The sequence below is a fragment of the Nonomuraea sp. NPDC047529 genome (assembly GCF_040642995.1).
Classification (GTDB): Bacteria; Actinomycetota; Actinomycetes; order Streptosporangiales; family Streptosporangiaceae; genus Nonomuraea.
The window spans coordinates 13,872-39,017 of sequence record NZ_JBEYTJ010000066.1; the positions used below are offsets into that span (position 1 = coordinate 13,872).

31 protein-coding genes and 1 pseudogene are annotated in these 25,146 nt (G+C 74.5%); 16 read left to right on the plus strand and 16 right to left on the minus strand.

The genetic code is table 11. From position 1 onward, the window contains the following. Window positions 1-7 precede the first annotated feature (7 nt). Window positions 8-526, minus strand: coding sequence for a hypothetical protein (locus ABZ815_RS50040; RefSeq protein ID WP_357709849.1), 519 nt, complete (start codon window positions 524-526; stop codon window positions 8-10). Between the two features lie 196 nt (window positions 527-722). Here ABZ815_RS50040 and ABZ815_RS50045 point away from each other — a divergent pair, with 196 nt between their 5' ends. From ABZ815_RS50045 to ABZ815_RS50055, 3 genes are all read left to right on the plus strand, one after another. After that, window positions 723-1,307 (plus strand): isochorismatase family protein, encoded by a 585-nt coding sequence (locus tag ABZ815_RS50045; RefSeq protein WP_357709851.1) that lies wholly within the window; start codon window positions 723-725, stop codon window positions 1,305-1,307. Between the two features lie 12 nt (window positions 1,308-1,319). Beyond that, a complete protein-coding gene (locus ABZ815_RS50050; RefSeq protein WP_357709853.1) occupies window positions 1,320-2,222 on the plus strand; it encodes a DJ-1/PfpI family protein in 903 nt (300 codons plus the stop codon). A gap of 99 nt (window positions 2,223-2,321) precedes the next feature. Continuing rightward, on the plus strand, window positions 2,322-2,915 hold the full coding sequence (locus ABZ815_RS50055) for a pyridoxamine 5'-phosphate oxidase family protein (protein WP_357709855.1): 594 nt from the start codon (window positions 2,322-2,324) through the stop codon (window positions 2,913-2,915). Between the two features lie 16 nt (window positions 2,916-2,931). On the opposite strand, the gene ABZ815_RS50060 is transcribed toward ABZ815_RS50055, so the two are convergent. Then, on the minus strand, window positions 2,932-3,906 hold the full coding sequence (locus ABZ815_RS50060) for a phosphotransferase (RefSeq protein WP_357709857.1): 975 nt from the start codon (window positions 3,904-3,906) through the stop codon (window positions 2,932-2,934). Window positions 3,907-4,007: 101 nt separating this feature from the next. Here ABZ815_RS50060 and ABZ815_RS50065 point away from each other — a divergent pair, with 101 nt between their 5' ends. From ABZ815_RS50065 to ABZ815_RS50080, 4 genes are all read left to right on the plus strand, one after another. Continuing rightward, a complete protein-coding gene (locus tag ABZ815_RS50065) occupies window positions 4,008-5,501 on the plus strand; it encodes a nitrilase-related carbon-nitrogen hydrolase (RefSeq protein ID WP_357709859.1) in 1,494 nt (497 codons plus the stop codon). 77 nt (window positions 5,502-5,578) lie between these two features. After that, on the plus strand, window positions 5,579-6,796 hold the full coding sequence (locus ABZ815_RS50070) for a histidine kinase (RefSeq protein ID WP_357709862.1): 1,218 nt from the start codon (window positions 5,579-5,581) through the stop codon (window positions 6,794-6,796). A 44-nt stretch (window positions 6,797-6,840) separates the two neighbouring features. Then, window positions 6,841-7,431 (plus strand): response regulator transcription factor, encoded by a 591-nt coding sequence (locus ABZ815_RS50075; RefSeq protein ID WP_357709925.1) that lies wholly within the window; start codon window positions 6,841-6,843, stop codon window positions 7,429-7,431. A 101-nt stretch (window positions 7,432-7,532) separates the two neighbouring features. Beyond that, window positions 7,533-7,964, plus strand: a complete 432-nt coding sequence (locus ABZ815_RS50080) for an ester cyclase (protein ID WP_357709864.1) — start codon at window positions 7,533-7,535, stop codon at window positions 7,962-7,964. A 150-nt stretch (window positions 7,965-8,114) separates the two neighbouring features. Here the strand turns inward: ABZ815_RS50080 and ABZ815_RS50085 are convergent, their stop codons facing one another. Next, on the minus strand, window positions 8,115-8,744 hold the full coding sequence (locus tag ABZ815_RS50085; RefSeq protein ID WP_357709866.1) for a TetR/AcrR family transcriptional regulator: 630 nt from the start codon (window positions 8,742-8,744) through the stop codon (window positions 8,115-8,117). 98 nt (window positions 8,745-8,842) lie between these two features. Between ABZ815_RS50085 and ABZ815_RS50090 the strand changes: the two genes are divergently transcribed. Next, window positions 8,843-10,264 (plus strand): MDR family MFS transporter, encoded by a 1,422-nt coding sequence (locus ABZ815_RS50090; protein ID WP_357709869.1) that lies wholly within the window; start codon window positions 8,843-8,845, stop codon window positions 10,262-10,264. Between the two features lie 37 nt (window positions 10,265-10,301). Here ABZ815_RS50090 and ABZ815_RS50095 read toward each other — a convergent pair whose 3' ends face one another. Next, window positions 10,302-10,760: a MarR family winged helix-turn-helix transcriptional regulator gene (locus tag ABZ815_RS50095; RefSeq protein ID WP_357709871.1), complete on the minus strand. Its 459-nt coding sequence runs from the start codon at window positions 10,758-10,760 to the stop codon at window positions 10,302-10,304. A gap of 99 nt (window positions 10,761-10,859) precedes the next feature. Here ABZ815_RS50095 and ABZ815_RS50100 point away from each other — a divergent pair, with 99 nt between their 5' ends. Continuing rightward, on the plus strand, window positions 10,860-12,311 hold the full coding sequence (locus tag ABZ815_RS50100; RefSeq protein WP_357709874.1) for an FAD-binding oxidoreductase: 1,452 nt from the start codon (window positions 10,860-10,862) through the stop codon (window positions 12,309-12,311). 64 nt (window positions 12,312-12,375) lie between these two features. On the opposite strand, the gene ABZ815_RS50105 is transcribed toward ABZ815_RS50100, so the two are convergent. Beyond that, window positions 12,376-12,978 carry an RICIN domain-containing protein gene (locus ABZ815_RS50105; protein WP_357709877.1) on the minus strand — a complete coding sequence of 201 codons (603 nt, stop codon included), beginning with the start codon at window positions 12,976-12,978 and terminating at the stop codon, window positions 12,376-12,378. Window positions 12,979-13,128: 150 nt separating this feature from the next. On the opposite strand from ABZ815_RS50105, the gene ABZ815_RS50110 reads away from it, so the two are divergent. Then, a complete protein-coding gene (locus ABZ815_RS50110) occupies window positions 13,129-13,710 on the plus strand; it encodes a hypothetical protein (RefSeq protein ID WP_357709880.1) in 582 nt (193 codons plus the stop codon). A gap of 2 nt (window positions 13,711-13,712) precedes the next feature. Next, the gene (locus ABZ815_RS50115; RefSeq protein WP_357709882.1) at window positions 13,713-14,036 is read left to right on the plus strand and encodes a hypothetical protein; all 324 of its coding nucleotides are present in this window, start codon (window positions 13,713-13,715) and stop codon (window positions 14,034-14,036) included. Here the strand turns inward: ABZ815_RS50115 and ABZ815_RS50120 are convergent. Next, window positions 14,005-14,775, minus strand: coding sequence for a methyltransferase domain-containing protein (locus ABZ815_RS50120; protein WP_357709884.1), 771 nt, complete (start codon window positions 14,773-14,775; stop codon window positions 14,005-14,007). The two genes, ABZ815_RS50115 and ABZ815_RS50120, sit on opposite strands and share 32 nt — an antisense overlap. 202 nt (window positions 14,776-14,977) lie before the next feature. Here ABZ815_RS50120 and ABZ815_RS50125 point away from each other — a divergent pair, with 202 nt between their 5' ends. After that, window positions 14,978-15,427 (plus strand): hemerythrin domain-containing protein, encoded by a 450-nt coding sequence (locus ABZ815_RS50125; RefSeq protein WP_357709885.1) that lies wholly within the window; start codon window positions 14,978-14,980, stop codon window positions 15,425-15,427. A 92-nt stretch (window positions 15,428-15,519) separates the two neighbouring features. Here the strand turns inward: ABZ815_RS50125 and ABZ815_RS50130 are convergent, their stop codons facing one another. The 7 genes from ABZ815_RS50130 to ABZ815_RS50160 form a co-directional block, all read right to left on the minus strand. Next, the gene (locus ABZ815_RS50130) at window positions 15,520-15,957 is read right to left on the minus strand and encodes a hypothetical protein (protein ID WP_357709887.1); all 438 of its coding nucleotides are present in this window, start codon (window positions 15,955-15,957) and stop codon (window positions 15,520-15,522) included. Then, window positions 15,954-16,325, minus strand: coding sequence for a hypothetical protein (locus ABZ815_RS50135; protein WP_357709889.1), 372 nt, complete (start codon window positions 16,323-16,325; stop codon window positions 15,954-15,956). The genes ABZ815_RS50130 and ABZ815_RS50135 overlap by 4 nt, the downstream gene beginning before the upstream one ends. Then, a complete protein-coding gene (locus ABZ815_RS50140; RefSeq protein WP_357709891.1) occupies window positions 16,318-16,722 on the minus strand; it encodes a hypothetical protein in 405 nt (134 codons plus the stop codon). The genes ABZ815_RS50135 and ABZ815_RS50140 overlap by 8 nt, the downstream gene beginning before the upstream one ends. Continuing rightward, window positions 16,719-18,164: a nitronate monooxygenase gene (locus ABZ815_RS50145; RefSeq protein ID WP_357709893.1), complete on the minus strand. Its 1,446-nt coding sequence runs from the start codon at window positions 18,162-18,164 to the stop codon at window positions 16,719-16,721. The genes ABZ815_RS50140 and ABZ815_RS50145 overlap by 4 nt, the downstream gene beginning before the upstream one ends. Then, window positions 18,157-18,714, minus strand: a complete 558-nt coding sequence (locus ABZ815_RS50150; protein ID WP_357709895.1) for a hemerythrin domain-containing protein — start codon at window positions 18,712-18,714, stop codon at window positions 18,157-18,159. The genes ABZ815_RS50145 and ABZ815_RS50150 overlap by 8 nt, the downstream gene beginning before the upstream one ends. A gap of 14 nt (window positions 18,715-18,728) precedes the next feature. Next, entirely contained in the window at window positions 18,729-19,220 is a 492-nt protein-coding gene (locus ABZ815_RS50155; protein WP_357709898.1) for a hypothetical protein, read from the minus strand. Window positions 19,221-19,285: 65 nt separating this feature from the next. Next, window positions 19,286-20,452: a globin domain-containing protein gene (locus tag ABZ815_RS50160; protein ID WP_357709901.1), complete on the minus strand. Its 1,167-nt coding sequence runs from the start codon at window positions 20,450-20,452 to the stop codon at window positions 19,286-19,288. A 219-nt stretch (window positions 20,453-20,671) separates the two neighbouring features. Between ABZ815_RS50160 and ABZ815_RS50165 the strand changes: the two genes are divergently transcribed. After that, window positions 20,672-20,926, plus strand: a complete 255-nt coding sequence (locus tag ABZ815_RS50165) for a pyridoxamine 5'-phosphate oxidase family protein (RefSeq protein WP_357709903.1) — start codon at window positions 20,672-20,674, stop codon at window positions 20,924-20,926. Between the two features lie 55 nt (window positions 20,927-20,981). Here the strand turns inward: ABZ815_RS50165 and ABZ815_RS50170 are convergent, their stop codons facing one another. Together ABZ815_RS50170 and ABZ815_RS50175 are read right to left on the minus strand one after the other, a co-directional pair. Beyond that, the gene (locus tag ABZ815_RS50170) at window positions 20,982-21,737 is read right to left on the minus strand and encodes a sigma 54 modulation/S30EA ribosomal C-terminal domain-containing protein (protein ID WP_357709905.1); all 756 of its coding nucleotides are present in this window, start codon (window positions 21,735-21,737) and stop codon (window positions 20,982-20,984) included. A gap of 124 nt (window positions 21,738-21,861) precedes the next feature. Then, complete coding sequence (locus ABZ815_RS50175; RefSeq protein WP_357709907.1) at window positions 21,862-22,329, minus strand: MarR family transcriptional regulator; 468 nt, start codon at window positions 22,327-22,329, stop codon at window positions 21,862-21,864. A gap of 81 nt (window positions 22,330-22,410) precedes the next feature. On the opposite strand from ABZ815_RS50175, the gene ABZ815_RS50180 reads away from it, so the two are divergent. From ABZ815_RS50180 to ABZ815_RS50190, 3 genes are read left to right on the plus strand one after another with little or no spacing between them, the layout of a single operon-like run. Continuing rightward, window positions 22,411-23,190: an SDR family NAD(P)-dependent oxidoreductase gene (locus ABZ815_RS50180; protein ID WP_357709909.1), complete on the plus strand. Its 780-nt coding sequence runs from the start codon at window positions 22,411-22,413 to the stop codon at window positions 23,188-23,190. Between the two features lie 52 nt (window positions 23,191-23,242). Next, complete coding sequence (locus ABZ815_RS50185; RefSeq protein ID WP_357709912.1) at window positions 23,243-24,076, plus strand: SGNH/GDSL hydrolase family protein; 834 nt, start codon at window positions 23,243-23,245, stop codon at window positions 24,074-24,076. Continuing rightward, a complete protein-coding gene (locus ABZ815_RS50190) occupies window positions 24,073-24,714 on the plus strand; it encodes an SDR family oxidoreductase (protein WP_357709914.1) in 642 nt (213 codons plus the stop codon). Before ABZ815_RS50185 ends, ABZ815_RS50190 begins: the two co-directional genes overlap by 4 nt. Window positions 24,715-24,834: 120 nt before the next feature. On the opposite strand, the pseudogene ABZ815_RS50195 reads toward ABZ815_RS50190, so the two are convergent. Then, window positions 24,835-25,146 (minus strand): annotated as a pseudogene (locus ABZ815_RS50195) (hypothetical protein); the annotation flags it as partial.

A 25,146-nucleotide genomic window follows, 5' to 3' on the forward strand; every position in this document is an offset into this window, starting at 1 on the left:
GCGGCGGTCAGGGGCCCCAGCGTTCCTGGGCGTACGGGCGGCGGACCCCGGCCGACTCGCCGATCCGGGTCCAGGAGCGGCCGTCCTTGCGGGCCGCGCGCACCGCGGCGTCCAGGTGCCCCTGGGCCCGGCGCACGGCCTCGGCGGCCTGGCGGACCGCGACGAGGCTCGGCGGGTCGAGGTGGGTCTCCCACTCGGCGCGGATCGCGACGGCCACGTCCTCCGGGGCGGCGCCGGACAGCAGGCACTCGCTCAGCGCGTAGATGCGCCGGGACGCGAAGTCGTGGCGCGTCTGGGCCACGCGTTCCCACAGCGGCCCCTGCCATCCGCAGGCGCAGTGGCCGCGCCAGCCGATCGCGGTCCGGCCGTCCACGACGTCGCCGCGGTCGTAGCCGATGCGGCCGTCCGCGCCGATCGGGTGCACTCTGGCCCCGCCGTCGGCCGGGCCGGTGGAGACCCGCCCGTCCGGGAAGACGGCGGCGTCCCAGCCTTCGTGGCGCCTGTCGTCGCCCTCCCACCACCTCATGGCCCGCCCTTCCAGAGATCGTCCGGATCACCTGGCGCTTCCATGGTGGCAGGCGATCCCGGCCCTTGCGAGGGCCCGATTACGGTGCCGCGCGGGCGGGATATCGGACCCGGCGCGGCCGGCCGACTGGATCGGTCCACGGGCTGACCAGGTCGTGCCTTCCGTCGGGCCCGCTCGTCCCGCCAGGCTGAGGGGCATGACCAGCGCCCTCGTCGTCATCGACGTCCAGAACTCCTTCCTGCACATTCCCGACTGGCGGTACACGTCGAGGCCGGACATCGTCCCGCAGGTCAACCGCCTGGTCGACGCCGCCAGGGACGCCGGGGACGCGGTGGTGTGGGTGCTGGCGACGCGCCCCGGAGCGGGCACGGTCTTCGACCCGGCCCTCGGGTACGTCCGGTTGATGGACGGCCTGGAGCCCCTGACCGGCGAGCCCGTCATCACCAAGACCGCGCACAACGCCTTCACCACCACCAACCTTCAGCAGTACCTCACCCGGCACGGCGTCAGGAGGCTGACCGTGTGCGGGATCAGGACCGAGCAGTGCTGCGAGACCACCGCGCGCCTCGCCTCCGACCTGGGCTTCGAGGTCGACTTCGCCATCGACGCCACCGCCACCACGCCGGTCCCGCACCGCGACGCCCCGGACGACGTCCCGTTCGACGAGCTCGTGCGGGACCCGCGCACGCTCGGCGTGGACGAGATCCTCGCCCGTACCGAATACGCTTTGTCCGGCCGTTTCGCCACGATCAGGACCGTGGACGAACTCACCGGGAACTAGGAGGCGCCGGCCGTGTCCCGTGTCGTCTTCCTGCTCGTCCCGCGGGTGCACCTGCTCGACGTGGCCGGGCCCGCCCAGGTGTTCTCCACCGCCACCGACCTCGGGCGGCCGTACATCCTGCACTACGTCGCCGAGGACCGCGAGGTCGCCAGCGTGCAGGGGCTGCCCCTGCACGCGGAGACCGGGTGGCCGTCCCTGACGCCCGACGATCTGATCATCGTGCCGGGCTGGCGGGGGCCGGCCCGGCCGTTGAGCGCGGGGACGTTGCGCCGGCTGCGCGAGCACCACGCCTCGGGCGGCACGGTGGCCGGCGTGTGCGCCGGGGCCGACGCGCTGGGCCGCGCCGGGCTGCTCGACGGGCGCCGGTGCACCACCCACCACTCCGTCCAGGACGAGCTGGCCCGTCTCTATCCGCGGGCGAAGGTCGCCAGGGACGTGCTGTACGTCGAGGACGACCGGATCGTCACCTCGGCGGGCGTGGCCGGCGGCATCGACGTGGCGCTGCACCTGGTGACCACCCGGCACGGCCCGTACGCCGGGGGGCTGGTGGCCCGCGCGATGCTCGTCCAGGGCCGTCGCGACGGCACGGCGGAGCAGGTCAGCCCGCTGTTGCGGCGGCGCTCGCACGTGGACGAGACGGTTCACCGCCTCCAGGACCTGATCGAGACCCGGTTCACCGAGCGGCTGCCGCTGAGCCTGCTGGCCGGGACCGCCGGATGCAGCGAGCGGACGGTGACCCGGCTGTTCCGGCGCGCGACCGGGCTCACCCCGCTGGCCTATCAGTCCGCCCTGCGGCTGGAGCGCGCCGAGCACCTCCTGGGCCGCGGCGCGACCGCCGAGGTCGCCGCGCGCGAGGTGGGCTTCGCCGACGCGCGGATGTTGCGCCGGCTGCGCGCCCACGCGACGGGGTCGTGACCGAGGGCGCGGGCCGGGGTCGTGTCAGGCATTCTGCCACTCGGCGGAAAACGGGCCCGTCACCCCTACAGGAACCCCCGAAAGTGGATAATCCGGGTCATGGGAAAGACCTATGACCGGATCGACGGCCGGTTGCGCACGTTCATCGAGTCACAGCCGGTCTTCTTCACGGCGACCGCTCCCCTGTCCGGCGACGGCACGGTCAACCTCTCGCCCAAGGGGCTGAAGGGCTCCTTCGCCGTCCTGGACGACCACACCGTGGCCTACCTCGACTTCGCCGGCAGCAACGCCGAGACGATCGCCCACCTGCGCGAGAACGGCCGGGTCACGCTGATGTGGTGCGCCTTCGACGGCCCGCCGAACATCGTGCGCGTGCACGGCACCGGCGAGCCGGTCTTCCGCGACGACCCCCGCTGGGCCGGGCTGATGCGGCACTTCCCGGACATCGACCCCACCCTGCACGGCCTGCGCGCGATCATCGTCGTGACCGCCCGGCTGATCCGCGACACCTGCGGGTACGCCGTCCCGTTCATGACCTACGACGCCGACCGCCCGCTGCACGCCTCCCGCTTCGCCCGCGAGGACGACGACTCGCTCGACGCGTACTTCCACAAGAAGGAGCACGTCGCGTCCAGCATCGACGGCCTTCCGGGGCTGCCGCTCCCGCTGCCCCCGCTCCCCCGCGACGCCTGACGGGACGAACCGCCGTTCAGGGGACGGCGAGGGCCTTGGCGATGTTCCACTCGGCCAGTTCCAGCATCCAGTCGCGGCCGGGGAAGTCGGTGCCGGCGATCCGCAGCGGCCCCTCGATCAGCGAGAGCACCTGCGCGTACCGGTAGAGCTCCAGCCTGTGGGGGTCGAGGTCGACCGGGCGCAGCGCGGGGTAGGCGTCCTCGAAGCGCATCCGCAGCCAGGCGTGCTCCCACTCGACGTCGAAGTACGTCAGGCCCTCGAAGTCGATCAGGACGGGTTCGCCCTCCGGCGTGACGAGCACGTGGTCCGGCCCGAGTTCGCCGTGCACGAGCCCGTACCGGCGGCGTGGGGCGACCTCGGCGCGCAGGCGGCGCACGTGGGCGGCGACGCGGTCGTGGGCCCGGCCCATCCGGGCGTCGCGGGTGGCGACGGCGGCGAGATGGGCGAGCGCGCGGTCGGTGACGACGTCCTCGGCGGGCCGGGGCCGGTCCCGGCCGCCGGACAGGTCGGCGAGCCGGCCGTAGGAGGGGCCGAGGGTGGTGTGCATGCGGCGCAGGGCGTCGCCGAGCGCGGACAGCGGCCGGTCGGCGGCGGCCGGGTCGCGCTCCATCAGCGCCTCCAGGGTCGTGGCGCCCGCGTCCTCGACCAGGGCGAGGTCGGCGCCGAGGTGACGGCCGTCGCGGTCGAGCATCAGCAGCCGGGGGACGCGCACGCCCGCCGCGGTCAGGGCCGCGTGGTTCACGGCGAACAGGCCGGCCCCGGAGGCGTCGGTGAAGGGATCGTCCTCGACCGCCGGGGACGGCGGCCAGTAGTTCTCGGCGGTGGCCCAGACGTAGAGGATCACGCTGGTCGCGTCGTCCAGCCGGAGCCGGTAGACGCCCTTCTTGCTGCCGCCGGTCAGCCGGTCGAGCGCGGCCGGCCGCCGGTCGGCGCCGAACTGCTCGGCGACCAGGTCGCGGACGTCGTCGGGTCGCAGGAACGCTCGGGTCATGATCGCTTTCTACCACCCACCCCGGGGGTGGAGAAAACTACAGGAAGAGTCGAGAGTCAGCCGCAATGGCCGCCGCCGCGCGATCCGCGAGGCTCCTGGGCATGGCAAACACCTACCTCGCCGGCGGCCGGCGAAGATACGGCTGGCTGGCCGCGGGGATCGCGCTCGGGTTGTTCGGCACGAACAGCGAATGGGCGGTCCCGCTCGCCGGATGGTTGTTCTCCATCGGACTCATGCGGTTCACCCGCAGCTCGGGCGTGCCGGCCGGGCTCGCGTGCGTGGGCCTGTCGGCCGCCGCGACGACGGTGGTCCATGTCGCGGCGGCGGGGCAGCTCGGCGTCCCGCCGATCCTGCTCGGCTGCCTGCTGCTGAGCCTGGTCCTGAGCCTTCCGCTGCTGGCCGACCGGCTGCTCTTCCGGCGGCTGAGCCCGTTCCTGGGCACGCTGGTCTTCCCGGCCGCCCGGGTGACGGTCGAGTTCCTGGTCGCCGCGATCAGCCCGCTCGGCACGATCTTCGGCCCCCTGGCCGCGACGCAGTCGGCGAACCTGCCGCTGCTCCAGACGGCGTCCGTCACCGGCATCTACGGGATCAGCTTCCTGATGGCGTGGGCGGCGCCCGTCGTCAACCTCGCGCTGGAACACCGGCCGGCCTGGCCGCCGGTGCGGGCCGTCACGCTGGCGTACGTCTCGGTGCTCGTCTCGGTCCTGCTCGCCGGCGGCCTGCGGCTGGCGACCGCGGCGACGGCGCCGGAGCTGGTGCGCGTCGCCGGGATCAGCGCGTCGCTGGCGGCCGAGCAGCGCATGCGGGAGATCGACAACTTCCACACGCCGCAAATCCTGCCCGAGCAGAAGCCGACGCTGCGCAAGGCGTTCGCGGTGCTGGACGACGACCTGTTCGCCCGCACCCGGACCGAGGCCGACGGCGGCGCGAGGATCGTGGCGTGGGCGGAGACCGCCGCGGTCGTGCTCGGCGAGGACTACCCCGCCTTCCTGCGCAAGGCACAGGAACTGGCCAAGGAGAAGCGCATCTATCTGGACATGGGCGTCGCCGTCGTCCTCGACGGGCGGCCGCGCTCCCGCGACCTCGCCGTGCTGGTGACCCCCGAGGGCCGGGTGGCGTCGGTCTTCGACAAGGCCCATCCCGTGCCCGGCATGGAGGACCTGCGGCCGGGCGACGGGGTCGTGCCGGTGACGGGCACGCCGTACGGGCGGCTGGCCCACGTCATCTGCTTCGACGCCGACTTCCCCGCGACGCTGCGCACGCGCGCCGACATCATGTTCGTCCCGGCCAACGACTGGAAGGGCATCGAGCGCACGCACGCCGCCAACGCGGTGTTCCGCGCCGTCGAGAACGGCTACAGCCTCGTCCGGCAGACCAGCAACGGCCTGGCGATCACCGTCGACCCCTACGGCACGCCCCTGGCCAGGACGAACTACTTCAGCACGGCGCAGCAGAGCATGGTCGTCTCCGTGCCGACGCGCGGCACCTGGACGCTGTACGGCCTGGTCGGCGACCTGTTCGCCGGGCTGTGCGCCGCGGCGGTCGCCGCCCTGGCCGGGGTCGCCGTGCTGCGGCGGGCCCCGTACCGGGGCTGACCATGGGATTTCCGGAGGAAGGTGCGATGATGCCACGGGCGCGGAACAGGAAGACGAGCACGACGGGGAGACGCGGAGTGAAGGCGAGACTGGCGACGCCGGTGCTGGCCCTGGCCATGATCGGCCTGTCGGTGGCCGGGGTCGTGGCGGCCGTCCTGGTCGTGATCAGCGCGGTGCCGGCGGTGGCCGGCGTCGGCCGGTGGGTGTTCCCGCCGGCGGTGTCGCTGCTGCGGACGGTCGCGGACGCGGCCCGGCGGCTGGCGGGCCGGGTCGGCGTACGCGTCGAACGTCCCTACGGCCCCGCGACGGACCAGGCCGCCCTGCTGAGGGACCCGGCGACCTGGCGGGACGTCCTCTGGGGGGTCCTCGACCCGCTCATGGGCACGTGGGCGTCGGCGCTGGCGCTCGGCATGCCGCTCTACGGCCTGTACGGCGTGGCCGTGCAGCCGTTCGTGTGGGAGGCCAACCTGCGGGCCGGCGGCGCCAACGCCTACGGCGTCATCCACGTCACCTCGACGGCCGCCGCGCTGGCGGCGATCCCCGTCGGGCTCGCGCTCATCGCGCTCGGCCTGTACATCGGTCCGCCGCTGCTGCGCCTGCGCGCCCGGTGGGCCGGCGCGCTGCTCGGGCCGTCGCGGACGTCGGCGCTGGAGCAGCGGGTCGAGACGCTGGTGGAGACGCGCGCGGGCAGCGTGGACGCGCAGGCCGCCGAGCTGCGCCGGATCGAGCGCGACCTGCACGACGGCGCGCAGGCCCGGCTGGTCGCCCTGGGCATGGGGCTGGGCAACGCCGAGCGGCTGTTCGACGAGGACCCGGAGGTGGCCCGCGCCCTGCTGGCCACGGCCCGCGAGTCCTCCTCCAAGGCCCTGGACGAGCTGCGCGACCTGGTGCGCGGCGTGCATCCGCCGGTCCTGGCCGACCGCGGCCTCGCCGACGCGATCCGGGCCCTGGCGCTGGACTGCCTGCTCGACGTCGAGGTGTCGTCCGACCTGGCCGGGCGGCCCGCGCCGCCGGTGGAGTCGGCCGTCTACTTCGCCGTCAACGAGCTGCTGGCGAACACGACCAAGCACGCCGGCGCGGCGACCGTGCAGATCACGCTCGGCTACCGGCACGGGATCCTGAGCTGCGACGTCGTGGACGACGGCGGCGGCGGCGTCGATCCGGCCGACGGCACCGGGCTGCGCGGCATCCAGAGCCGGCTGGCCGTCTTCGACGGGACGATCGCCGTCGACAGCCCGCCCGGCGGGCCCACCCGGGTGCATCTGGAGGTGCCGTGCGCGATCAGGTCCGAGTAGTCGTCGCCGAGGACCTGTTCCTCATCCGGGACGCGCTGGTCCGCATGCTGACCGAGCACGGCTTCACCGTCGTGGCCGCCGTCGACAACGGGCCGTCGCTGCGCAAGGCGCTGGCCGACGAGCGGCCGGACGTGGCGGTCGTCGACGTGCGGCTGCCGCCGTCGTTCACCGACGAGGGGTTGCAGGCCGCGATCCAGGCGCGGCGCGAACGGCCCGGCTTCCCGGTGCTCGTGCTGTCGCAGTACGTGGAGCAGCTCTACGCCCGCGAGCTGCTGGCCGACGGCGCCGGGGCGGTCGGCTACCTGCTGAAGGACAGGGTGGCCAACACCGGGCAGTTCATCGACGCGGTCACCTCGGTGACCAGGGGCGGCACGGCGATGGACGCGCAGGTCATCGCCAAGCTGCTGACCCGGGGGGACGCGCGCGGCCGTACCGGCGAGCTGAGCCCGCGCGAGCGGGAGGTGCTGAGCCTGATCGCCGCCGGGCGTTCCAACACGGCGATCGCGCACCAGCTCGTGATCTCCGCCAGCGCGGTCAACAAGCACATCTCCAGCATCTTCGGCAAGCTCCAGCTGCCCGAGTCGGAGGACGACAACCGCCGGGTCCTGGCCGTCCTCGCCTACCTCAACCGCTGATCCGGCCGCCCGGCCTCACAAACCGGGCGGCTGTCCTGTCGATCACTGTGAGGGCGCCGGCTTTCCCGCCGGGCGTCCCGTCACGAGTGAGGAGACACGACATGCCGTCGACCGAGGAAGCCCGCAACAGGGAGACGTACCGGCGCTTCCACGACGCCGTCAACAGCGGCGACCTGGAGGTGATCGTCAAGGCCGCCGAGGAGTTCATCCACCCGGACGCGCGGTTCCACGTGACGGGCGGTGCCCTGCCCGCGGTGCAGGCCCAGAGACAGGTCTGGGACGTGCTGCTGCGGGCCTTCCCCGACATCCACGTGTCGGTCGAGGACCTGCTCGTCTCGGAGGACAAGATCGTCGCCCGGCAGAGGGTCATGGGGACCCACACCGGCGAGTACCGGGGCAGGCCCGCGACCGGCCGGGCGGTGACGTACGACGAGATCTTCATCGCCCGGTTCGCCGACGGCCTGATCATCGACCTCTGGGGGGTCGTGGACCTCCACGCCCAGCTCCGGCAGCTCGGCTTCGTCGAGGAGTAGGCGCCGGGCCGGGCGCCCCCGCGCCCGGCCCCGCGCGGGGGCGCGGCGGGCGGCGGCGCCGATGGCGGGCCCCCGCCGGGGGTTGGCCGGCCGCGCTTCTCCGCGGCGGCGGCGGGGGGCGGCCCCCCCCCGCCCCCCCCCCGGCGCGGGTCAGCGGCGGGCGTAGTCGCCGATGGCGGGAACCAGCAGGTCGTAGGCCTGCCGAGCGGTACGGCCGAGGGCCGCGAAGATCTGCTCGGACTCCTCGCCGGCCAGGACCCGGCGCTGGCCCTCGTCGAACAGCAGCCGTTCCACCCCGGCGAGGGCGGCGGCCACCACGCGGGGCGTGATGCCGGGATCGCCGGTCTCCTCCGCCAGCAGGGCGGCGAGCCCGGCCTCGGCCTGGTCGTGGAGCTGGCGCAGGCGGGCCCGCAGCACCGGCGTGTCCCGGACCATGCGCTGCCAGTCGGCGCCCGCGTCGGGGATCCCGCTGTCGCGGCGGCGCAGTCGTTCGTCGTAGTCGCGGCGCGCCGCGTCGAGCGCCGACTCGCCGGGGCCGCGCTGCGACACGGCCCTGGCCAGGCCGTCGACCATCTCCTCGTGCCGGTCGAGGATGAGGTCCTCCTTCAGCGGGAAGTGGTTGGTGACGGTCATCTTGGCCACGCCCGCGGCGGCCGCGACGTCGGCGATGGTGACGTCGTCGTAGCCGCGTTCGAGGAACAGGCCGGTCGCGACGTCGGAGATGAGCTGCCGGGTCTGGTGTTTCTGGCGCTCCCGCAAGCCCTTGGATCGTTCGGTCACGAGCTCTGCCCTTCCGCACGCTGATTAGGTTTGACCTAATGATTAGGTCGGACCTAGTGTTTGGAGTCGTCCCAGTCGATCGATCCTAAGGGTGTGCGATGACCGTCACCTCTCCGTCGGGGGCCGCCCGCGACCGGCTCGACCCGCGACTGCTGCGCATGGGGATCGTCCTGATCGCGGCCCCGATCCTGGCCACGATCGACGCCACCGCCGTGGGCATCGCGGCCGACGCCATGGCGGCGCACTTCCGCACGTCGCTGACCGACGTGCAGTGGGTCGCGGCCGGCTACCTGCTCGCGATCGCGGTGGTCATGCCCCTGTCGGGGTGGCTGAGCCGGCGGTACGGGGCCAGGCGCATGTGGATGGCCGCCGTCGCGGTCTTCACGGCCGGTTCGGCCCTGTGCGGGCTGGCCTGGTCGTTGCCGGCCCTCATCGCCTTCCGGCTCGTGCAGGCCGTCGGCGGCGGTCTGATGAACCCCATCGGGCAGACGATCCTGGCCCAGGCGGCCGGGCCGTCCCGGATCGGGCGGGCCATGAGCGTGCTGACGATCCCCGTCATGTTCGCCCCGGTGCTCGGCCCGATCGTGGGCGGGCTGGTCGTCCAGCAGCTCGACTGGCGCTGGATCTTCTACCTCAACCTGCCCATCTGCCTGGTCGTCCTGCCGGTGGCCGCCCGCGTCCTGACCGGGGACGAGACCGCTCCGGACACGTCCCGGCTCGACCTGCTCGGCCTGGCGCTGCTCTCCCCCGGCCTGGCGGTGGTGGTCTACGGGCTGACCATGGCCGGCGGCCGCGAGGGGGCGGGCGCGCCGGCCGTCCTGGCCACCGTGGGCGCCGGGCTGGCGCTGGTCGCCGGCTACCTCGTGCACGCGCTGCGCACCCGCCGCGAGCCGCTGATCGACGTACGCCTGTTCGCCCGGGGCCGCTTCGCCGCCGCCTGCGTGGCGTTGTTCCTGCTCGGGGCCTCGCTCTACAGCTCCATGATCCTGCTGCCGCTGTTCTTCCAGCACGACCGGCAGGCGAGCACCCTCTGGACCGGCCTGCTGCTCACCCCGCAGGCGCTCGGGGCCGCCGTGGGCTCGTTCGCCGCCGGACGGCTGGCCGACCGGCACGGCCCGCGCGCCGTCGTGACCGCCGGGCTCGTGCTCTCGCTCGCCGGGCTGCTCGCCTTCACCCAGACGCCCGCCCGTCCGGGCACCTGGCTGCTGGCCGCCTGCCTGGTCCTGTACGGCCTGGGCATCGGCGGCGTCTCGGCGCCCACCATGGCGGCGGCGTACGGGGCCGTGGACAAGCACCAGACGCCGGGCGCCGCGGGCGCGCTGAACGTCGTCAACCGGCTCGGCGGCTCGCTGGGCACCGCCATCCTCACGACCGTCCTGGACAGCCGGCTGCGCCAGGGCGCCGACCCGGCGCACGCCTACGGCACCGCCTTCTGGTGGGCCCTCGGGTTGTGCCTGATCACGCTGGTCCCGGTGGCGTTCTTCCGGTCGGCGCGACGGCCGCGGACCTCGCCCGCGTGACTCGGCCGCCCGCCTCGTCGACACCGTCGGGGCCGGGTCACACGGGGTGGCCGCCGTGGTGCTCGGCCAGGCGGGTGAGCAGGTCGATCAACTGGCGGCGGTCGGCGGGGGGCAGCGGGGCGAGGAACTCGTCCTGGGCGCGGGCCAGCAGGCGGTCGAGCTCGTCCAGCCGTTCGCGGCCCTCCGCCGTGATGGTGACGACGTTGCGGCGGCGGTCCTCGGGGTCGGGCGTGCGTTCGACGAGGTCGCGTCCGGCCAGGTCGTTGACGGTCGCCACCACGTCGCTGCGGTCGATGCCGGTACGCCGGCCGAGGTCGGCCTGGCTGGCCGGACCGTACTCCTCCAGAGCGGCCAGCAGCGCGTAGTGGTAGCGCCGGAGATGGGCCTGGGCGAACGCCTGGTCCACGATCCGGTTGGCGGTCAGCGCCGCGTGGTTGGTCAGCCTGCTCGGCAGGGCGCGCAGCCGCTCCGGCGGCCTCGTCTCCGGGGTGTTCACAGAGGCAATCTAACAAGTCGTTGGCACAACCCACGATTGTCTGTATTGTTGGTCGCGCCAACGTTGGCACGACCAACTATCAAGGGAGACGGAACCGACATGCCGAACACCCCGACCGACGACCGGACGACCCCCGTCACGACCGTGTCCGCCCCCGGCGGCGCGGACGCGCACGACCTGACGGGCCTGGACGCGCGGATCCGGGGCCGCACACTCCACCCGGGCGACGACGGCTTCCAGGACGCCTGCTCGGGCTGGCTGCTGACGGTCGAGCACCGGCCCGCGGTCGTCGTGCTCGCCGCCGACGCCGACGACGTGGCCACCGCCGTCCGGTACGCGGCCCGGACCGGACGGCCGGTCGCGGTGCAGTCCACCGGGCACGGCAAGTCGGTGCCGGCCGACGGAGCCGTGTTCATCGCCACCGGCGGGCTGCGCGAGCTGTCGGTGGACCCGGACGCCGCCACCGCGCGGATCGGCGCGGGGCTGCGCTGGAGCGAGGTGATCACCGCGGCGGCCGGGCACGGGCTCGCGCCGCTGTGCGGATCGTCCGGCGAGGTCGGCGTGATGGGCTTCCTGACCGGCGGCGGCCTCCCGCTGGCCGCCCGCACGTACGGCTTCGCCGCCGACCGCGTCCGCTCGCTCGACGTCGTCACCGCCGACGGCCTGCTGCGGACCGTCTCGCCCGACCGGGAGCCGGACCTGTTCTGGGCGGTGCGGGGCGGCAAGAGCAACTTCGGCGTCGTCGTCGCGGCCGAGATCGAGCTGCTGCCGCTGCGCACCGTCCACGGCGGCGAGCTGTACTACCCGGGCGAGGACCCCGTGCACACCGCCCGCCTGCTCCGCTCCTACTTTGCCTGGGCCAGGGAGCAGCCGGAGGAGATGTCGTCCTCCGTGACGCTCGTGCGCTTCCCCGACGTGCCGCAGTTGCCGGAGGCGTTCCGGGGCCGCTCGATGGTGCAGGTGCGGACGCTCTGCGTCGGGGACGAGGAGCTGGGCTCCCGCCTGGTGGCGCCGTTGCGCGCGCTCGGCCCGGAGAAGGACACCTGCGCGGCCATGCCGTACCCGAGCGTCACCGAGATCTACCAGGACCCCCGGCACCCGGTCTCGGCTCACCTGCGCAGCGCGTTGCTGCGCGACCTGGACGACGACGCCGCGGCGGAGCTGGCCTCGTTCATCGACCCCGCGCGGGCGGACGGCCCGTTCCCCGGCATCCAGCTCCGTCACCTGGGCGGGGCGCTCGATCGTCCGCCGGGCCGTCCGCACCCGGTCGGCACCCGGGGCGCGGCCTATCTGCTGTGGATGCGGCTGCCGGCCCCGCCCGGACAGGCCGGGGCCGCGCGCGAGGCCGCCGACGAGGTGCTGGACCGGCTGCGGCCCTGGGACACCGGCGCCATGCTGCCGGGGTTCCTGTTCGACCACGACTCGGCCCCGGAGCGGGTCAGGCGGGCCTACTCCGAGGAGGACCACCGGCGGCTGGCCGCGCTCAAGGCCCGGTACGACCCGGCCCAGCTCTTCCGCGTCAACCACAACATCCCGCCGGCCACGTCCTGACGCGAGGCCGGCCGGACGGCCCCGGGGCGGCCTCGCGGACGCCCGGCCCGGTCACACGGCCCGGTCACACGGCCCGGAAGTACCACAACTGCTGGCCGGCGTACTCGTCGCAGGTCCACTGCTGGATGTTGGCGCCGTTGTGGGTCCAGCCGTGGTCGACGTCGAGGCACTTGCCGCTCTTCTGGTTCTCCAGGAAGTAGAAGGTGTTCCACCACGCGTCGGTGTAGGCGTACTTCCAGCGCCACAACTGCTGCGGGACGTCGACGCACTGCCACTGCTTCACGTTGGCGCCGTCGAAGGTGTAGCCGTTGTCGACGTCGAGGCACTTGCCGCTGTGCTGGGCGCGCAGGAAGAACCACTCGCTCCCGGGCGCCGCCCGCTGGTACTGCCAGTGCTGCTGCGGGACGTTGACGCACTCCCACTGCTTCACGTTGGCGCCGTCGAAGGTGTAGCCGTTGTCGACGTCCACGCATTTCTCCGGCGCGGGGAAGCGCCGGCGGATCTCGAACAGGTAGGACCAGGGCTCGGCGAGCGTCCGCTCGCGTGCCGCCACGGCCCCGGAGGCCGGCGCCGCCGCCGACCACACGGGCATGGCTACCGACACGACCATGATCACCGCCAGCAGCGCCCTGCGGCCGATCCGCCGATGATGTACGCCCTCACGCATCGCCTGCTCCCTTCCGTCGTGCGTTCCGTCCCTTGAAGGCTGCGCCCTGGGCGGCGGGAGGGCATGAGTACCGCCCTACTCAGACGGGACGGGTTGCGGAATCCCGCAACGGGCTGGCCCGCGAGGGGTGCGAGCGTCCATGATCGGTTCATGCTCAGCACCAGTGAAAGCACGCCCGCGAGCGCCTACCTGACCCGCCGGCCACTGCTCGCCGGGGCCAACCCGTACGTCACCCTGTACGACGGCGACACCCCCACCGGGTACGCCTCCCTGTGGCAGGTGGACTGGTCCACGCACGGCGCCGGGGCCGTCCTGGTGGTGTGGACGCCCGCCGGGCTGCGCGTCGTCGGCGACGACCTCCGGCTGGGGACGTGGATCGAGGAGCACTTCGTCCGGCACTTCGACGAGGCCACGGCGCTGCCGTCCTGGCCCGTCGCGCGGGTGGAACGGGCGGACGTGGAGCTGCGCGTCGACCCCGCCACGGGCGCGCACGCCACGGCGGCCGGGCTGGCGGTCGCCATCACCGGACCGCTGGACGCCAGGCCGTTCGCGATGGCCGACTTCCCGCTGCTGGGCGTCAGCCACGGGCTGTCGATGCAGATCATCCCCTGCGAGCACGCCTCGATCACCGTCGACGGCGTGCCCGTGCCGGGCGCTCCGGCCGTCACGCGGCCCGGCGGGCGGCCCGTCTCCTCGGCCGTCACCACGATCCACGAGGCGTGGAGCATGTGAGAATGAGCCCGTGCTCGGTCCGGCCGGACCTCAGGTGCGGCGCGTCCCCGCCGGTCAGGTGGCCGCGCGGGAGCGCGAGCTGCCGGCGCGGGCCCGCGACCGTCCACCGGCCCGACGGCGCCCGGATCCGCCTGTCCCCGGATCCGAGCCACGCCGCGTGGGCCGAGCACGCGCCGGTGGAGGCGTTCGGAGAGCTGGTTGCGGGCCGGGCCCCCAACCACGCGCCGGGCGACGACGCGGCGGCGGTCGCCCTGGTCGAAGCCGCCTACGAGTCAGCCCGGACGGGACGACCCGTCACCGTCCCTCCGCGCCCCCGCTTCCGGTAGACCGGCGGGCCAGCAGGGCGAAGCGGTGGGCGTACGCCGTCAGCGGCCGGCCGTCTGCCATCCGCTCGTGCAGGGCGCGCAGGCGGTGGCCGTACCGGACGGCGTCGAAGCCGGGGACCTGCCAGGGCACCATCCGCAGGAACAGCACGAGCGCCCCGACGTCGTGGAACACCGTCCGCACCCGCGCCTGCGCGCTCCACGTCACGGTGAGCCCCGCCTCGGCCAGACCGGCGGCGGCACGGGCGAGGCCCCACCCGCGGTACGCGAGCGGCGGCGCGTCCAGCGCCCGGTTGAGGTCTTCGAGGTCGCGGCCGCCCACCTGCTGGGTGACGAAGACCCCGTCCTCGGCCAGTACGCGGCGGACCTCGCGCGGGTCGTACGACTCGTGCCGGTTCGCCACCACGTCGAACGCCCGGCCGGGGAACGGCAGCACGTCGTCCTCCCGGACCGCGGCCACCTCGACGCCCAGCGGCTCCAGACGGCGGCGGGCGACCGGCAGGTTGGGCGGGTGGCCCTCCGTGGCCGCGGTGCGCGGCGGCAGCGGCCCGAGCCCGGACAGGAACTCGCCGCCGCCGGTCCCCAGGTCCAGCAGCGAGCCCGCGCCGGGCAGCCGTTCCCGCAGCAGCCGCTCGTAGCTCCAGGGCAGCGGCTCCTCGACGACCCGGCCGCGCAGGGAGGCGAAGTCCCAGCCCTCGATCGCCGCCGACGACGCCTCCGCCACCAGCTCGTCATACCCCATGACCATGATCGTCCCCGACGCCGACGGCGCCCGTCACGTGGTTTTCCCGACGGAGGGCCTGGCCGATGCGGGACTTTCGGCCCTGACCGGGGCGGCGTCCCGCCGGGAAGGGTGGAGGCCAGGGCGGCCTGAGGAGCAGGACGCGCAGGTGTGCGCCCCGGCTGTCGTCCTCGGCAAGCAACCCTCCTGTAAGGACGTGACCATGTGCAATTACTGCGGCTGCCGGGAGTTTCCGCTGATCGGCCGCCTGTCCCAGGAACATTGGGACATCCAGGAGTGCGCGGGGGCGCTGCGCCGCGCCATCGGGGAGCTGCGTCACGGCCAGGCCGTGTCACTGCTGGAGGAGCTGATGACCCGGCTCGTCCCGCACACCGACGCCGAGGAGAGCGGGCTGTTCGCCGAGCTGCGCGCCGAAGGGTCGCTGGCCGAGGAGGTGGAGCGGCTGTGCGCCGAGCACGCCGACATCCACGGCATCCTCGGCGCGGTCGACCCGGCCGCGCCCGACTGGCCCGCCGTGCTGGACGCCCTCGACCGTCTCCACTGGCACATCGACCACGAGGAGCACGGCCTGTTCCCGGCGGCCGTCATCATGCTGCCGATGGCCGCCTGGGACCGCATCACGCCCGGCCCGTCGCCCGCGACGACCGGCTGACCGGCGCGCGCCTCCGGAGCGGGTCAGTCCCGCGGCCGGCCGTGCCGCCGTCAGGGACCAAAGTCCCTTTCCGTACGTCCGATCGGCCATGATCAGGTGGCGGGCAGCGCGGCGGCCAGCAGGACCACGCCGATCGACCCCGCCAGCGCGCTGACGGCCATCGCGCGGGCCAGGCGGGGGCGGGCGTGGGCCGCGGCCCAGCCGTGCAGCGCGGCGGCGGCCATGACGGCGCAGAAGAGCAGCAGTTTGGCGGCCAGGACGCGGCCGTAGCCGGGTTCGGTGAGCGAGGCCCAGGTGACGCCCTTGTGCCAGGCGATGGCCAGGCCGGTGGCGAGCTGGAGGGGCAGGAACAGGGCGGCGGTGAGCAGGCCGAAACGGCGTCCGACGGCGTCGAGCATCCGGGTGCGGCGCTCCTCGTCGAGCAGGCGGCGGGCCAGGGGCAGCAGCACGAGGGAGACCGCGAGCTGGCCGCCGACCCACAGCGCGGCCCCGAGCACGTGCAGGAAACGCACCACCGACCACCAGGTCATCGCGCGCCCACCCGCTCTCCGGCGGCCTGGCGGCGGGGGATGCCGGTCGCGCCGAGGTGGAGGCGGGCGTAGAAGTCCTCCAGGGCGGCCAGGGTGCTGTTGATCGTGCTGGCGGCGTAGCGGCCGTCCAGCTCGCCGTGGTAGGCGTGCGCGGTGCGGACGGCCTCGGTCGTGTCGGCCAGCGGCTCGCCCGCCAGCAGGCCGCGGGCCGAGGCGGCGGCGACCCACGTCAGGTAGCGGCCGACCCGGCGCAGGTAGCTGGCCCGGCTGGAGGCGGCCAGCGGCGAGCCGGCCAGCGCGGCGGCGTACGCGGCCAGCATCGTGTCGTAGGGCGCGGCCAGCCCGCCGGCCCTTCTCCTCTCAAACATGGGCGGCCGGTTCCTTCTGGCAGGGGAAGCTGCCCGGCTCGTAGGCGCACCACGGCTCCTCGCCGAGCACGTCGCCGGAGCAGGCGTAGGCGCGTGAGCGGGAGCCGCCGCAGATCGTGCGGAACTCGCACGCCCCGCACCGCCCGCCCAGCCGGTCGGGGTCGCGCAGCGCGGTGAACAGCGGCGGGGGCGCGCCGAAGTCCGCCACCTGACGCACGAGCCGGTACGCCTCCTCCGTGCCCAGCTCCGCCGGGTTCCGGTCGGGCACGGCCTCGGCGCGGCAGTGCAGGCAGGCCAGCGCGCAGGCGCGGGTGGCCTCCCAGATCACGATGAACGGGCTCGCGGCGACGTCGCGCCGGACCCGGCGCAGCGGCCCGCGGCCGGGTGGGGCGGTCATGCGGGTGCTCCTCGCAGGAGGTGGTCCACGACGTCGGCGGCCGAGTGGTCGTCGGGCAGGCCGTCCAGGAAGCCGAGGTCCTGGCCCAGGGTGAGCAGGGCGGGCTCGTGGTAGCCGTCGGCGCGGCGCTGGCCCAGGCCGATGGCGGCGGTCAGCCCGTTGCACAGGCACTGGCGGCCCTCGGCCTCCTCGGCGGGCCGGCCCTTGCGGACGTAGGCGTCCACGGGTTCGGCGGGGCAGCGGTAGCCGATCGCGCCGCCGGGCCTGGCGTACGGGGTGCGCAGGTAGCCCAGGTCGCACAGCCGCGGACGCCGGTCGTGCACCTCGGGCTCCGACAGGGTGCCGGGCAGGCTCGCGACCTTGAACGGGAAGCCGGTGGGCGAGGCACGCGGGTCGTTGCGGACCTCCAGCGCGCCCCGGCGTGCCCGGCTGAGCATGCGCCGCCGCAGGCCGTCGTCCAGGCCCGATTCCCGGCACAGGGCGAACGCCGTCCCGACCTGGATGCCGGTGGCCCCGGTGGCCCGCGCTCCGGCCGCGCCGCCGGGGACGGCGTACCCGCCGGCCAGCCAGAACGGCAGCCCGAGCGCGGCGACCTTGGCGGTGTCGGCCTCGTCGCGCGGCCCGTAGACGGGTTCGCCGCGCTCGTCCAGCAGCAGCCGGCCGCGCGGCGGCGCGCTGTGCCCGCCGGCCACCGGCGACTCCAGGACGAACCCGTCGGGCCTGGTCACGGGCGAGCGGGCCAGGTAGAGGGCCAGCACGTGGGAGGAGACGATCGCCAGCAGCTTGGGGCGCCGCAGCGGCTCGGCGGGCGCGGGCCACAGCGCGGCCGGGTCGAGTCCGGTCGTGTGGCGGGCCTCTCCCGCCTCGGCGACCGTGACGGTGATCTCGGCCGGGCGGTGCGCGGCGAAGGCGTCGAGCAGCGCGGGGATCTCCGCCGGGATGCCGGCGCCCATCAGCACGTAGTCGACGCCGGCCAGCATCGCGCCGTACGCGGCGGCCGGCGTGGCGAGCTGGATCTTCTCCAGGTAGTTGACGCCGACCGGCCCGTCGTGGCCCTGCTTGGCCAGGAAGACCTCGGCGAAGTTGGCGACCACGGCCAGCTCGTCGCGGGCCCTGCTGGGCCGCAGCCCGAGCCGGGGCACCGGCCGGTACGGCGTGCCGGGCGCGATCCCGCCGGGCACGAAGTAGCGTCCGAGCACCCGTTCGGCGATCCCGGGGATGGGGAAGCAGGCCAGGGCCCGGCGCAGGTGGCCGCCGGGGTCGCCGCGCTGCAAATGGCGGGCCAGGGTGACGTCCAGGGCGGTGCCCGACACCACGCCGAGCTGCCCGGTACGGGCCACCGCGCGCGCCAGCCGCCATCCGGACACCCCGACGCCCATGCCGCCCTGGATCAGGACGGGGAGCGCGGCCTCGGTCACGGCCTCGGTAACGGCCTCAGACACGTCGCGCCCGCAGCGTCCCGGCCCAGGTGAGCACGTCGGCGTTGATCTCCCTGGCCACCTCGCGGGTCGCCAGGATGTGCACGACGTCGTCCTCGGGCAGCGTCTCGACCATGAGGGACAGGCCGTCGCAGTCGCCGACGTGCGGCAGGATCTCCCGTACCAGGGCGATGCCCCAGGCGGCCTGGTTCTCGTCGAGCTCGCCCAGGCCGTCGATCGCGGCCAGGTCGGCCAGCTCGGTCAGCTCGCGGATGTTGCGGATCGTGTCGTCGTGATCGCTGAGCAGTTTGTCCACGTAGTGCGCGCCGAAGACGGATCTCAGGCCGGGATACATGGCTTCTTCCTCGTAGCGGAAGTGCGGCCCGACGGCCGCCGACAGGGCCTCCACCAGCTTCCCCACCCGCGCCGCCGCGCCGGTCCGGAAGGCGTCGATCAGCGCGAGCAGCAGGTCCCTGACCTCGCGGTGCTCGGCGTGGAAGGTCTCGGTGAAGTGATGGCCGATGGACAGCACACAGTCCTCCAGCTGTGTCGTTCCGGACGTCGCCGGTCGCATGGTCCGCCTCCCCCTCACTCGTCGCCGGCGAGGGTGGCGCCGGTGGCCAGCAGGGCGGCGCCGGTGACGGTCAGCAGCCCGCCCAGGCCGATGACCAGGTTGCCGAGCTGCCAGGCCTGGTAGGCGTTGAGCAGGGAGGCGCGCAACATCTGGCCGGTGAAGGCGGTCTGCCGCAGGCTCTCCAGCTCGGCGTCCTCGCCGCCCGCCGCGAACAGCTCGGCGCTGACCTGCGCGTACGTCCGGCCGCCGGTGGCGGTCAGCACGTTGCGACCGATCACCTGGGCGTAGGCCCTGGCCTGCGGGCCGGTCAGCACGTCGCGGCCCTGGTGGGCGGCGAGCTCGGCGGGCAGTCCCTTGCCGGGGAAGCTGATGGCCTGGCGGCTCAGCTCGTCCCGGATCTCGCCGCGCGCCTGGACGCCCCGGGCGGCCATGACGGGCCCGGCGGTCACCATCGCGGCGCCGGCGGCGCCCAGCAGCGCCCTCGCCGCGCCTCGGACAGCGCTCATGTCAATGCTCCTCACGTGGATCGAGGGTGGATCGAGGGTTGATCGCGGGTTGATCGCCGGGGGCGTCAGCCGGCGGCCAGCCACAGGTCGGGGCCGAAGACCTCGTAGCGCACGTCGCGCGCCGCCACGCCCTCCCTCAGCAGCGCGGCGCGCGCCTCGCGCATGAACGGCAGCGGCCCGCACAGGTAGGCGACCGCGCCCTGCGGGATCGGGACGTCGCCGAGGTCCATCAGGCCGTCGCGGTCGGCGCCCTGGGCGCCGTGCTCGTACCAGAAGACGTGCTCGGGGGCCAGGCGGGCCATGTCCTCGCGCAGCGCGTGCCGGTCGGGCGAGCGGTCGGCGTGCAGGGTCAGGACGCGGCGGCGCGAGCCGGTGGCGGCCAGGTGGTCGAGCATGGCCACCATGGGGGTGCAGCCGATGCCGGCGCTCACCAGGACCAGGGGCGCCTCGGAGTCGTCCAGCGTCACGTCGCCGAAGGGCGCCGACAGGGTGAGCTCGTCGCCCTGGCGCACGGTGGCGTGCAGCAGGGTGGACACCTCGCCCGCGGGGTCGTCGTCCACGCGCTTGACGGTGATCCTGCGCAGGCCGTCGCCGGCGTTGGACAGCGTGTACTGGCGGAGCTGGCGCACGCCGTCGGGCATCTCGACCTGGACGCTGACGTACTGGCCGGGGCGGGCGGGCGGTGGCGGCTCCTCGCCGATCGGGCTGAGCAGGAAGGAGGCGACGTCGGGCGTCTCCTCGCGGCGGCCGGCCACCCGCCAGCGCCGCCACGTGCGGCCTTCGACGGCGCCGGCCTCGGCGTAGATGCGGGCCTCCATCGCGATCAGGGCGCCGGCCATCAGCCAGTAGACCTCGTCCCAGGCGGCGGCGACCTGCGGGGTGACGGCCTCGCCCAGCACCTCGGCGATCGCGCCGAACAGGTACTTGTGGACGATCACGTACTGGTCGTCGGTGACGCCGACCGCGGTGTGCTTGTGCGCGATGCGCGCGAGCAGGTGGTCGGGGCGCTGGCCGGGGTGGTCCAGGAGCATGGTGGCGAAGGCGGCGACGGAGGCCGCCAGCGCCTTGCGCTGCTCGCCGCTGGCCTGGTTGCCGCGGTTGAACAGGCCGTCCAGCAGTTCGGGCCGGTCGGCGAACATCGTCGCGTAGAACCGCTCGGTGATGGCGTCGAGCGAGGCGCCGACGACGGGCAGCGTGGCGCGGACGACGGCGGCGGATTCCGGGGACAACATGTGACCTCCACAGTCCCAGGGGGAACGTACCCGCGATCGCGGGCCGGATCTCAGGCTAGGAGCGCGGCCGGGCCGTTCACCGGGGCGAACGTCCGCAGTTGAAGGGTCGAAGGTCCCGGACGGGACATCCGGGCGCGTGCGGCCGAGGGCCGGCCTGCGGTGGAAGATGGGACTTTCGTCCCTGCCGGGGGCGGGGGCCGGACTGGGATCCTGGAGGCCATGCAGCTCGACTCGTCCGGACTTCAGGTGCTCTCCGAGGAGGAGTGCTTCCTGCTGCTGTCCTCGGTGCCCATCGGGCGGATCGTGTTCACCGATCGCGCCCTGCCCGCCGTCCAGCCGGTGAACTTCTGTCTCGACGGGCGGTCCATCGTGATCCGTATCGCGACCGGGTCGAAACTGGCGGCGGCGACCCGGCGGGCCGTGGTGGCCTTCGAGGCCGACGACTTCGACGTCGCCCGCGCGGCCGCCCGCTGAGGCGGTCCGCGCCGCCCCCGATCCAGGGCGGCGCGGTCCGGGGGCGGCGCGGTGGTCAGCCTTCGTGCGCCGTGGTGACCAGGCCGTGGTCGCCGTCGTCACGGCGGTAGAGCAGGCAGCCCGCTCCGGTTCCGGCGTCGGCGTAGAAGACGAACGGGAAGCCGGTCAGCTCCAGCCGGTCGAGGGCCTGCCCGGTGGTGAGGCGGGGGGCGGGCAGCGGGCTGACCGAGATCGCCGCGCAGGTCGGCATCGGCAGGCCGGGCCCGGGGTCGAGCTGGGCGAGCCGGTAGCCGTCCTCGGTGCGGTAGATCACGCTGTCCTGGCCGGTCGCGGTCTCGGTGAACAGCAGGAAGTCGTAGTCGAGGTCCTCCATGTCCACCGCCGCCTCGTCGGGCACGGCGCGGGCGGCCGTGAAAGTGCGCACGATCCGGCGTTCCCCGGCGGGCGGGGCGGGGTGAGGCGGCCGGGGGTGGCGTCCGCGCCGGTTCTCCCAGTCCCTGCTGGTCTCCAGCAGCCGCGTCCGCAGCCGGTCGCCCAGCAGGTGGATGGCCGCGCGGGTGGAGTCGGCGCCGGCCCGGGCCCTGACGAGCCGGCCCTGGACGTCCACCACGGCCTCGGCGGTACGCCGCTCACCCGCGACCTCCGTTGTGGCGGCGAGCTTGACCGTCGCCCCGAGCACCGGCTCGTGGGCGAGCCGGGTCAGGTCGGCCACGGTGTGCCGGGCACGCCGCACGTCGGCCGCGCGCACGCCGCCGCCGCGGATCCTGACCTGAACGTCGTCGGCGTCAAGGGCGATGGGCCTGTGCCTCATTCGTGAACACCTTCTTCGCATCCGGTGGTGATGTACCCAGCCTCCGGCCTGCGCGGATGCGGCTGCCAGAGCCGTAGGTCCCATCGCGCGGGGACCTACGGCCCGCCACGGGCCGGGGCGGGCGTCAGGAGCGGCGGTAGCCGGGGTGCACGCCGGGGGTCAGGCCCTGGTCGGCGGCGATCAGCTCCAGCAGGGCGAGCAGCTGCCCGCGCTGGTCGGGGCTGAGGGCGGAGGTCACGTCGGCCTCGTGCGCCATCGCGGTCCTCTTGATGTCCTCCATGACCCGCGCGCCCTGCTCGGTCAGGTGCAGCTCGTGGTTGCGACGGTCGCCGGACGACCGGCGCCGCTCCACCAGGCCCGCCCGGTCCAGCGGGTCGAGCAGCGCGGTGACCCGGCTCGGCACGACGCCGAGATCGGCGGCGAGCGACTGCTGGCTGCGGCCGGGCTGGAAGGCGATCATCCGCAGCAGCCCGACGTCGGACGGCGACAGGCCGAGCTCGGCGACCCGTGCGGCGAAGCGGCCGGCGGCGTGCGCGCCGAGCTGCGCGAGCAGGAAGGCGACGCCCATCGGGCGGTTGCGGGACGCGGACACAGCGCATACTGTACTCCGCACAGAACCTTTCACAAGAGTGAACCTTTCTCTAGAGAGAAGCAATATGCGATGGCTACCGAGATGACCACCGATCGGACCGACTGGCCCAGGCATCCAGGACTGGAGGGCAAGGTCGCCCTCGTCACCGGCGGTTCGCGCGGCATCGGCGCGGCCACGTGCCACGCGCTGGCCGCCAACGGCGTCAAGGTCGCGGTCACCGGCCGCGACACCGAGGCGGTGGCCCGCGTCGTCGCCTCGATCACCGGCGAGGGCGGCCAGGCGCTGGCCGCGCCCGGCGACGTGACCGACACCGCCGTCCTGGCCCGTATCCGCGCCGAGGTCGAGGCCGCGCTGGGGCCGGTGGAGATCCTCGCGCCGTTCGCCGGAGGGCAGGGCGCGCCCGCGCCGACCGCCGGGCTCGACCCGGGCCGCTGGCGCGCCGTCCTGGAGTCCGACCTGACCTCGGTGTTCCTCACCGTCCACGAGTTCCTGCCGGGCATGCTGGAGCGGCGCGCCGGGTCGATCATCCTGATGTCGTCCACCGCGGGCCGCCGGCCCGGGGGCGCCAACGCCGCCTACGCCGCGGCCAAGGCGGGCGTCGTCATGTTCGCCCGGCATCTGGCCGCCGAGGTGGGCGGCGACGGCGTCCGGGTCAACTGCCTGGCGCCCTCGGCCGTGCTCAACGACAAGCTCGCCGCCCTGCCCGCCGAGCGGCTCGCCCAGCTCGCCGCGACGTTCCCGCTCGGCCGCGTCGGCCACCCCGCCGACGTCGCCCAGGCCGTCCTCTACCTCGCCTCGCCCGCCGCCGCCTGGGTGACCGGGGCGACCCTCGACCTCACCGGCGGACGGGTGTCCGGATGAACGCCGCGCTCCTCCCGTCCCTCGCACCCACCGTCCAGACGGAGGCCATGTCATGATCGACCCGATGACCGAGCGGCTCGTCCGGTTCCAGCGGCCCGGCGCCCTGCCCTACCTGATCGGCGCGGACGAGGCCCGCGTCGCCGCCCTGTTCGGCCTCGACGCCGACGCCTACCGCTCCCTGCTGGACGGCTTCGACCGCCAGGCCCGGCAGGCCGCCGCGACGCTGCTGGCCCGGCCCGGCCTCGCCGACGCCGTCGACCGGCTGCCCCTGCACGCCGAGGGCGCCGACGGCCCCCGGGACGCCTTCCACGTCGTCGCCATCGGCGAGAGCACCACCGCCGACCGCCTGTCCTGGTTCGAGATCCTGGGCCGGCTCGTCGCGCTGTGCCGCCCCGGCGACGCCGTCCGCTTCACCAACCTGGCGATCACCGGCAGCACCACCACCCAGGCGCTCACCCAGCTCCCCGCCCTCGGCTTCCAGCGGCCCGACCTGGTGCTGTGCATGATCGGCGCCAACGACGCCCAGCACCTGGCCCCCGGCGCGCCGACCCTGGTCAGCGCCGCCGAGACCGAACGCAACCTGGCCATGCTGCACGACCTGGCCCAGGAGCGGGGGCCCGTCCGCTGGGTCTGGCTCACCCCCAGCCCCGTCGACGAGCCGCGCGCCGCCGCCTACACCCACTTCCGGCGGGCCGGCATCAGCTGGGCCGCCAAGGACCTCGACGTCACCTCCGACCACCTGCTGGGCCGTCCCGAGCTCACCGTGGACACCAGGCTCGCCGTCTCCGAGGACCACCACTTCCTCGACGACGGCGTGCACCTGAGCATCGAGGGCCAGCGCGAGATCACCGCGGCCGTCGTACGGGCGCTGGCCGGTGTGGCATGAAGCTCATGGTCCTGGGCGCGACCGGCGGCACCGGACGCCAGGTGGTCGAGCAGGCGGTCGCCGCCGGGCACGACGTCACCGTCCTGGCCCGTGACCCCGCCCGCGTCCCTTCGGCCGATCGGGTGCGGGTGATCGGGGGTGACGTGCTCGCCCCCGGCCCCTGGCGGGCGGCCGTCGCCGGGAACGAGGCCGTGCTGTCGTGCCTGGGCAGCACCGACCGTGGCAATCCCACCACCGTCTACTCCCAGGGCACCGCCAACGTCGTCGCCGCCATGCGCGAGGGCGGGGTGCGCCGTCTGCTGTGCCTGTCGTCGGCGGGCCTGGAGATCCCGCCGGGCACGCCGCTGGGCCGCCGCCTGGTCACCCGCTTCGTCATCCAGCGCCTCTACCGGCACGGCTACGCCGACATGGAACGCATGGAGGCCGCCGTCACCGCCGCCCACGACATCGACTGGACGATCGTGCGCCCGCCGATGCTCACCGACGGCCCCCTGACCGGCCGCTACCGAACCGCCCTGAACGGCCCCTTGGCCAAGGCGAGCTCGATCTCCCGCGCCGACCTGGCCCACTACCTGCTCACCCACGTCACCGACGAACACCACCGCCACGCCGTCGTGGAGATCGCCGGCGGCCCCTGACCCACCCTTCCCACGCCGCAGAACGACACGCCGAGGTCCCGGCGGGCCGGGAGCAACGATCACCAGGCCGCAACGGGATTCGGGGGCCGCCCGGCGGACGGCCTCCCGTCGTACGGAGGCTCAGCGCAGCCGGTCGGCGAGGAAGCGCAGGGCGTCGTCGAGCTCGAAGTCCGGTACGTCCCCGTGCCCGCCGGGGTTGGCGTGCAGCGTCTTCTCGGCCGAGGACAGCGCGTCGAACAGGGCCAGGGCCTCGGCCCGGGGCACCCGTTCGTCGTCCCACTGGAGGAGGAACCGCACCGGGACGGTGATCCCGGCGGCGGCCGCGGCCGGGGGCGCCGCGGGGCGGGGCGGGCCCCCCCCCGCCCCCCCCCGCCGCGGCGCGGCGGGCGCCCCCGCCGGCCCCCCCGGCCCGGCCCGCGCCCGCCCCCCCCC

Excerpts from the sequence above, each read along its gene's own strand:
- ABZ815_RS50040 (WP_357709849.1), bottom strand. The coding sequence starts at position 526 with ATGAGGTGGTGGGAGGGCGACGACAGGCGCCACGAAGGCTGGGACGCC.
- ABZ815_RS50045 (WP_357709851.1), top strand. The coding sequence starts at position 723 with ATGACCAGCGCCCTCGTCGTCATCGACGTCCAGAACTCCTTCCTGCAC.
- ABZ815_RS50055 (WP_357709855.1), top strand. The coding sequence starts at position 2,322 with ATGGGAAAGACCTATGACCGGATCGACGGCCGGTTGCGCACGTTCATC.
- ABZ815_RS50060 (WP_357709857.1), bottom strand. The coding sequence starts at position 3,906 with ATGACCCGAGCGTTCCTGCGACCCGACGACGTCCGCGACCTGGTCGCC.
- ABZ815_RS50065 (WP_357709859.1), top strand. The coding sequence starts at position 4,008 with ATGGCAAACACCTACCTCGCCGGCGGCCGGCGAAGATACGGCTGGCTG.
- ABZ815_RS50075 (WP_357709925.1), top strand. The coding sequence starts at position 6,841 with ATGCTGACCGAGCACGGCTTCACCGTCGTGGCCGCCGTCGACAACGGG.
- ABZ815_RS50080 (WP_357709864.1), top strand. The coding sequence starts at position 7,533 with ATGCCGTCGACCGAGGAAGCCCGCAACAGGGAGACGTACCGGCGCTTC.
- ABZ815_RS50090 (WP_357709869.1), top strand. The coding sequence starts at position 8,843 with ATGACCGTCACCTCTCCGTCGGGGGCCGCCCGCGACCGGCTCGACCCG.
- ABZ815_RS50100 (WP_357709874.1), top strand. The coding sequence starts at position 10,860 with ATGCCGAACACCCCGACCGACGACCGGACGACCCCCGTCACGACCGTG.
- ABZ815_RS50105 (WP_357709877.1), bottom strand. The coding sequence starts at position 12,978 with ATGCGTGAGGGCGTACATCATCGGCGGATCGGCCGCAGGGCGCTGCTG.
- ABZ815_RS50110 (WP_357709880.1), top strand. The coding sequence starts at position 13,129 with ATGCTCAGCACCAGTGAAAGCACGCCCGCGAGCGCCTACCTGACCCGC.
- ABZ815_RS50115 (WP_357709882.1), top strand. The coding sequence starts at position 13,713 with ATGAGCCCGTGCTCGGTCCGGCCGGACCTCAGGTGCGGCGCGTCCCCG.
- ABZ815_RS50120 (WP_357709884.1), bottom strand. The coding sequence starts at position 14,775 with ATGGGGTATGACGAGCTGGTGGCGGAGGCGTCGTCGGCGGCGATCGAG.
- ABZ815_RS50125 (WP_357709885.1), top strand. The coding sequence starts at position 14,978 with ATGTGCAATTACTGCGGCTGCCGGGAGTTTCCGCTGATCGGCCGCCTG.
- ABZ815_RS50130 (WP_357709887.1), bottom strand. The coding sequence starts at position 15,957 with ATGACCTGGTGGTCGGTGGTGCGTTTCCTGCACGTGCTCGGGGCCGCG.
- ABZ815_RS50135 (WP_357709889.1), bottom strand. The coding sequence starts at position 16,325 with ATGTTTGAGAGGAGAAGGGCCGGCGGGCTGGCCGCGCCCTACGACACG.
- ABZ815_RS50140 (WP_357709891.1), bottom strand. The coding sequence starts at position 16,722 with ATGACCGCCCCACCCGGCCGCGGGCCGCTGCGCCGGGTCCGGCGCGAC.
- ABZ815_RS50150 (WP_357709895.1), bottom strand. The coding sequence starts at position 18,714 with ATGCGACCGGCGACGTCCGGAACGACACAGCTGGAGGACTGTGTGCTG.
- ABZ815_RS50155 (WP_357709898.1), bottom strand. The coding sequence starts at position 19,220 with ATGAGCGCTGTCCGAGGCGCGGCGAGGGCGCTGCTGGGCGCCGCCGGC.
- ABZ815_RS50160 (WP_357709901.1), bottom strand. The coding sequence starts at position 20,452 with ATGTTGTCCCCGGAATCCGCCGCCGTCGTCCGCGCCACGCTGCCCGTC.
- ABZ815_RS50165 (WP_357709903.1), top strand. The coding sequence starts at position 20,672 with ATGCAGCTCGACTCGTCCGGACTTCAGGTGCTCTCCGAGGAGGAGTGC.
- ABZ815_RS50170 (WP_357709905.1), bottom strand. The coding sequence starts at position 21,737 with ATGAGGCACAGGCCCATCGCCCTTGACGCCGACGACGTTCAGGTCAGG.
- ABZ815_RS50180 (WP_357709909.1), top strand. The coding sequence starts at position 22,411 with ATGACCACCGATCGGACCGACTGGCCCAGGCATCCAGGACTGGAGGGC.
- ABZ815_RS50185 (WP_357709912.1), top strand. The coding sequence starts at position 23,243 with ATGATCGACCCGATGACCGAGCGGCTCGTCCGGTTCCAGCGGCCCGGC.
- ABZ815_RS50190 (WP_357709914.1), top strand. The coding sequence starts at position 24,073 with ATGAAGCTCATGGTCCTGGGCGCGACCGGCGGCACCGGACGCCAGGTG.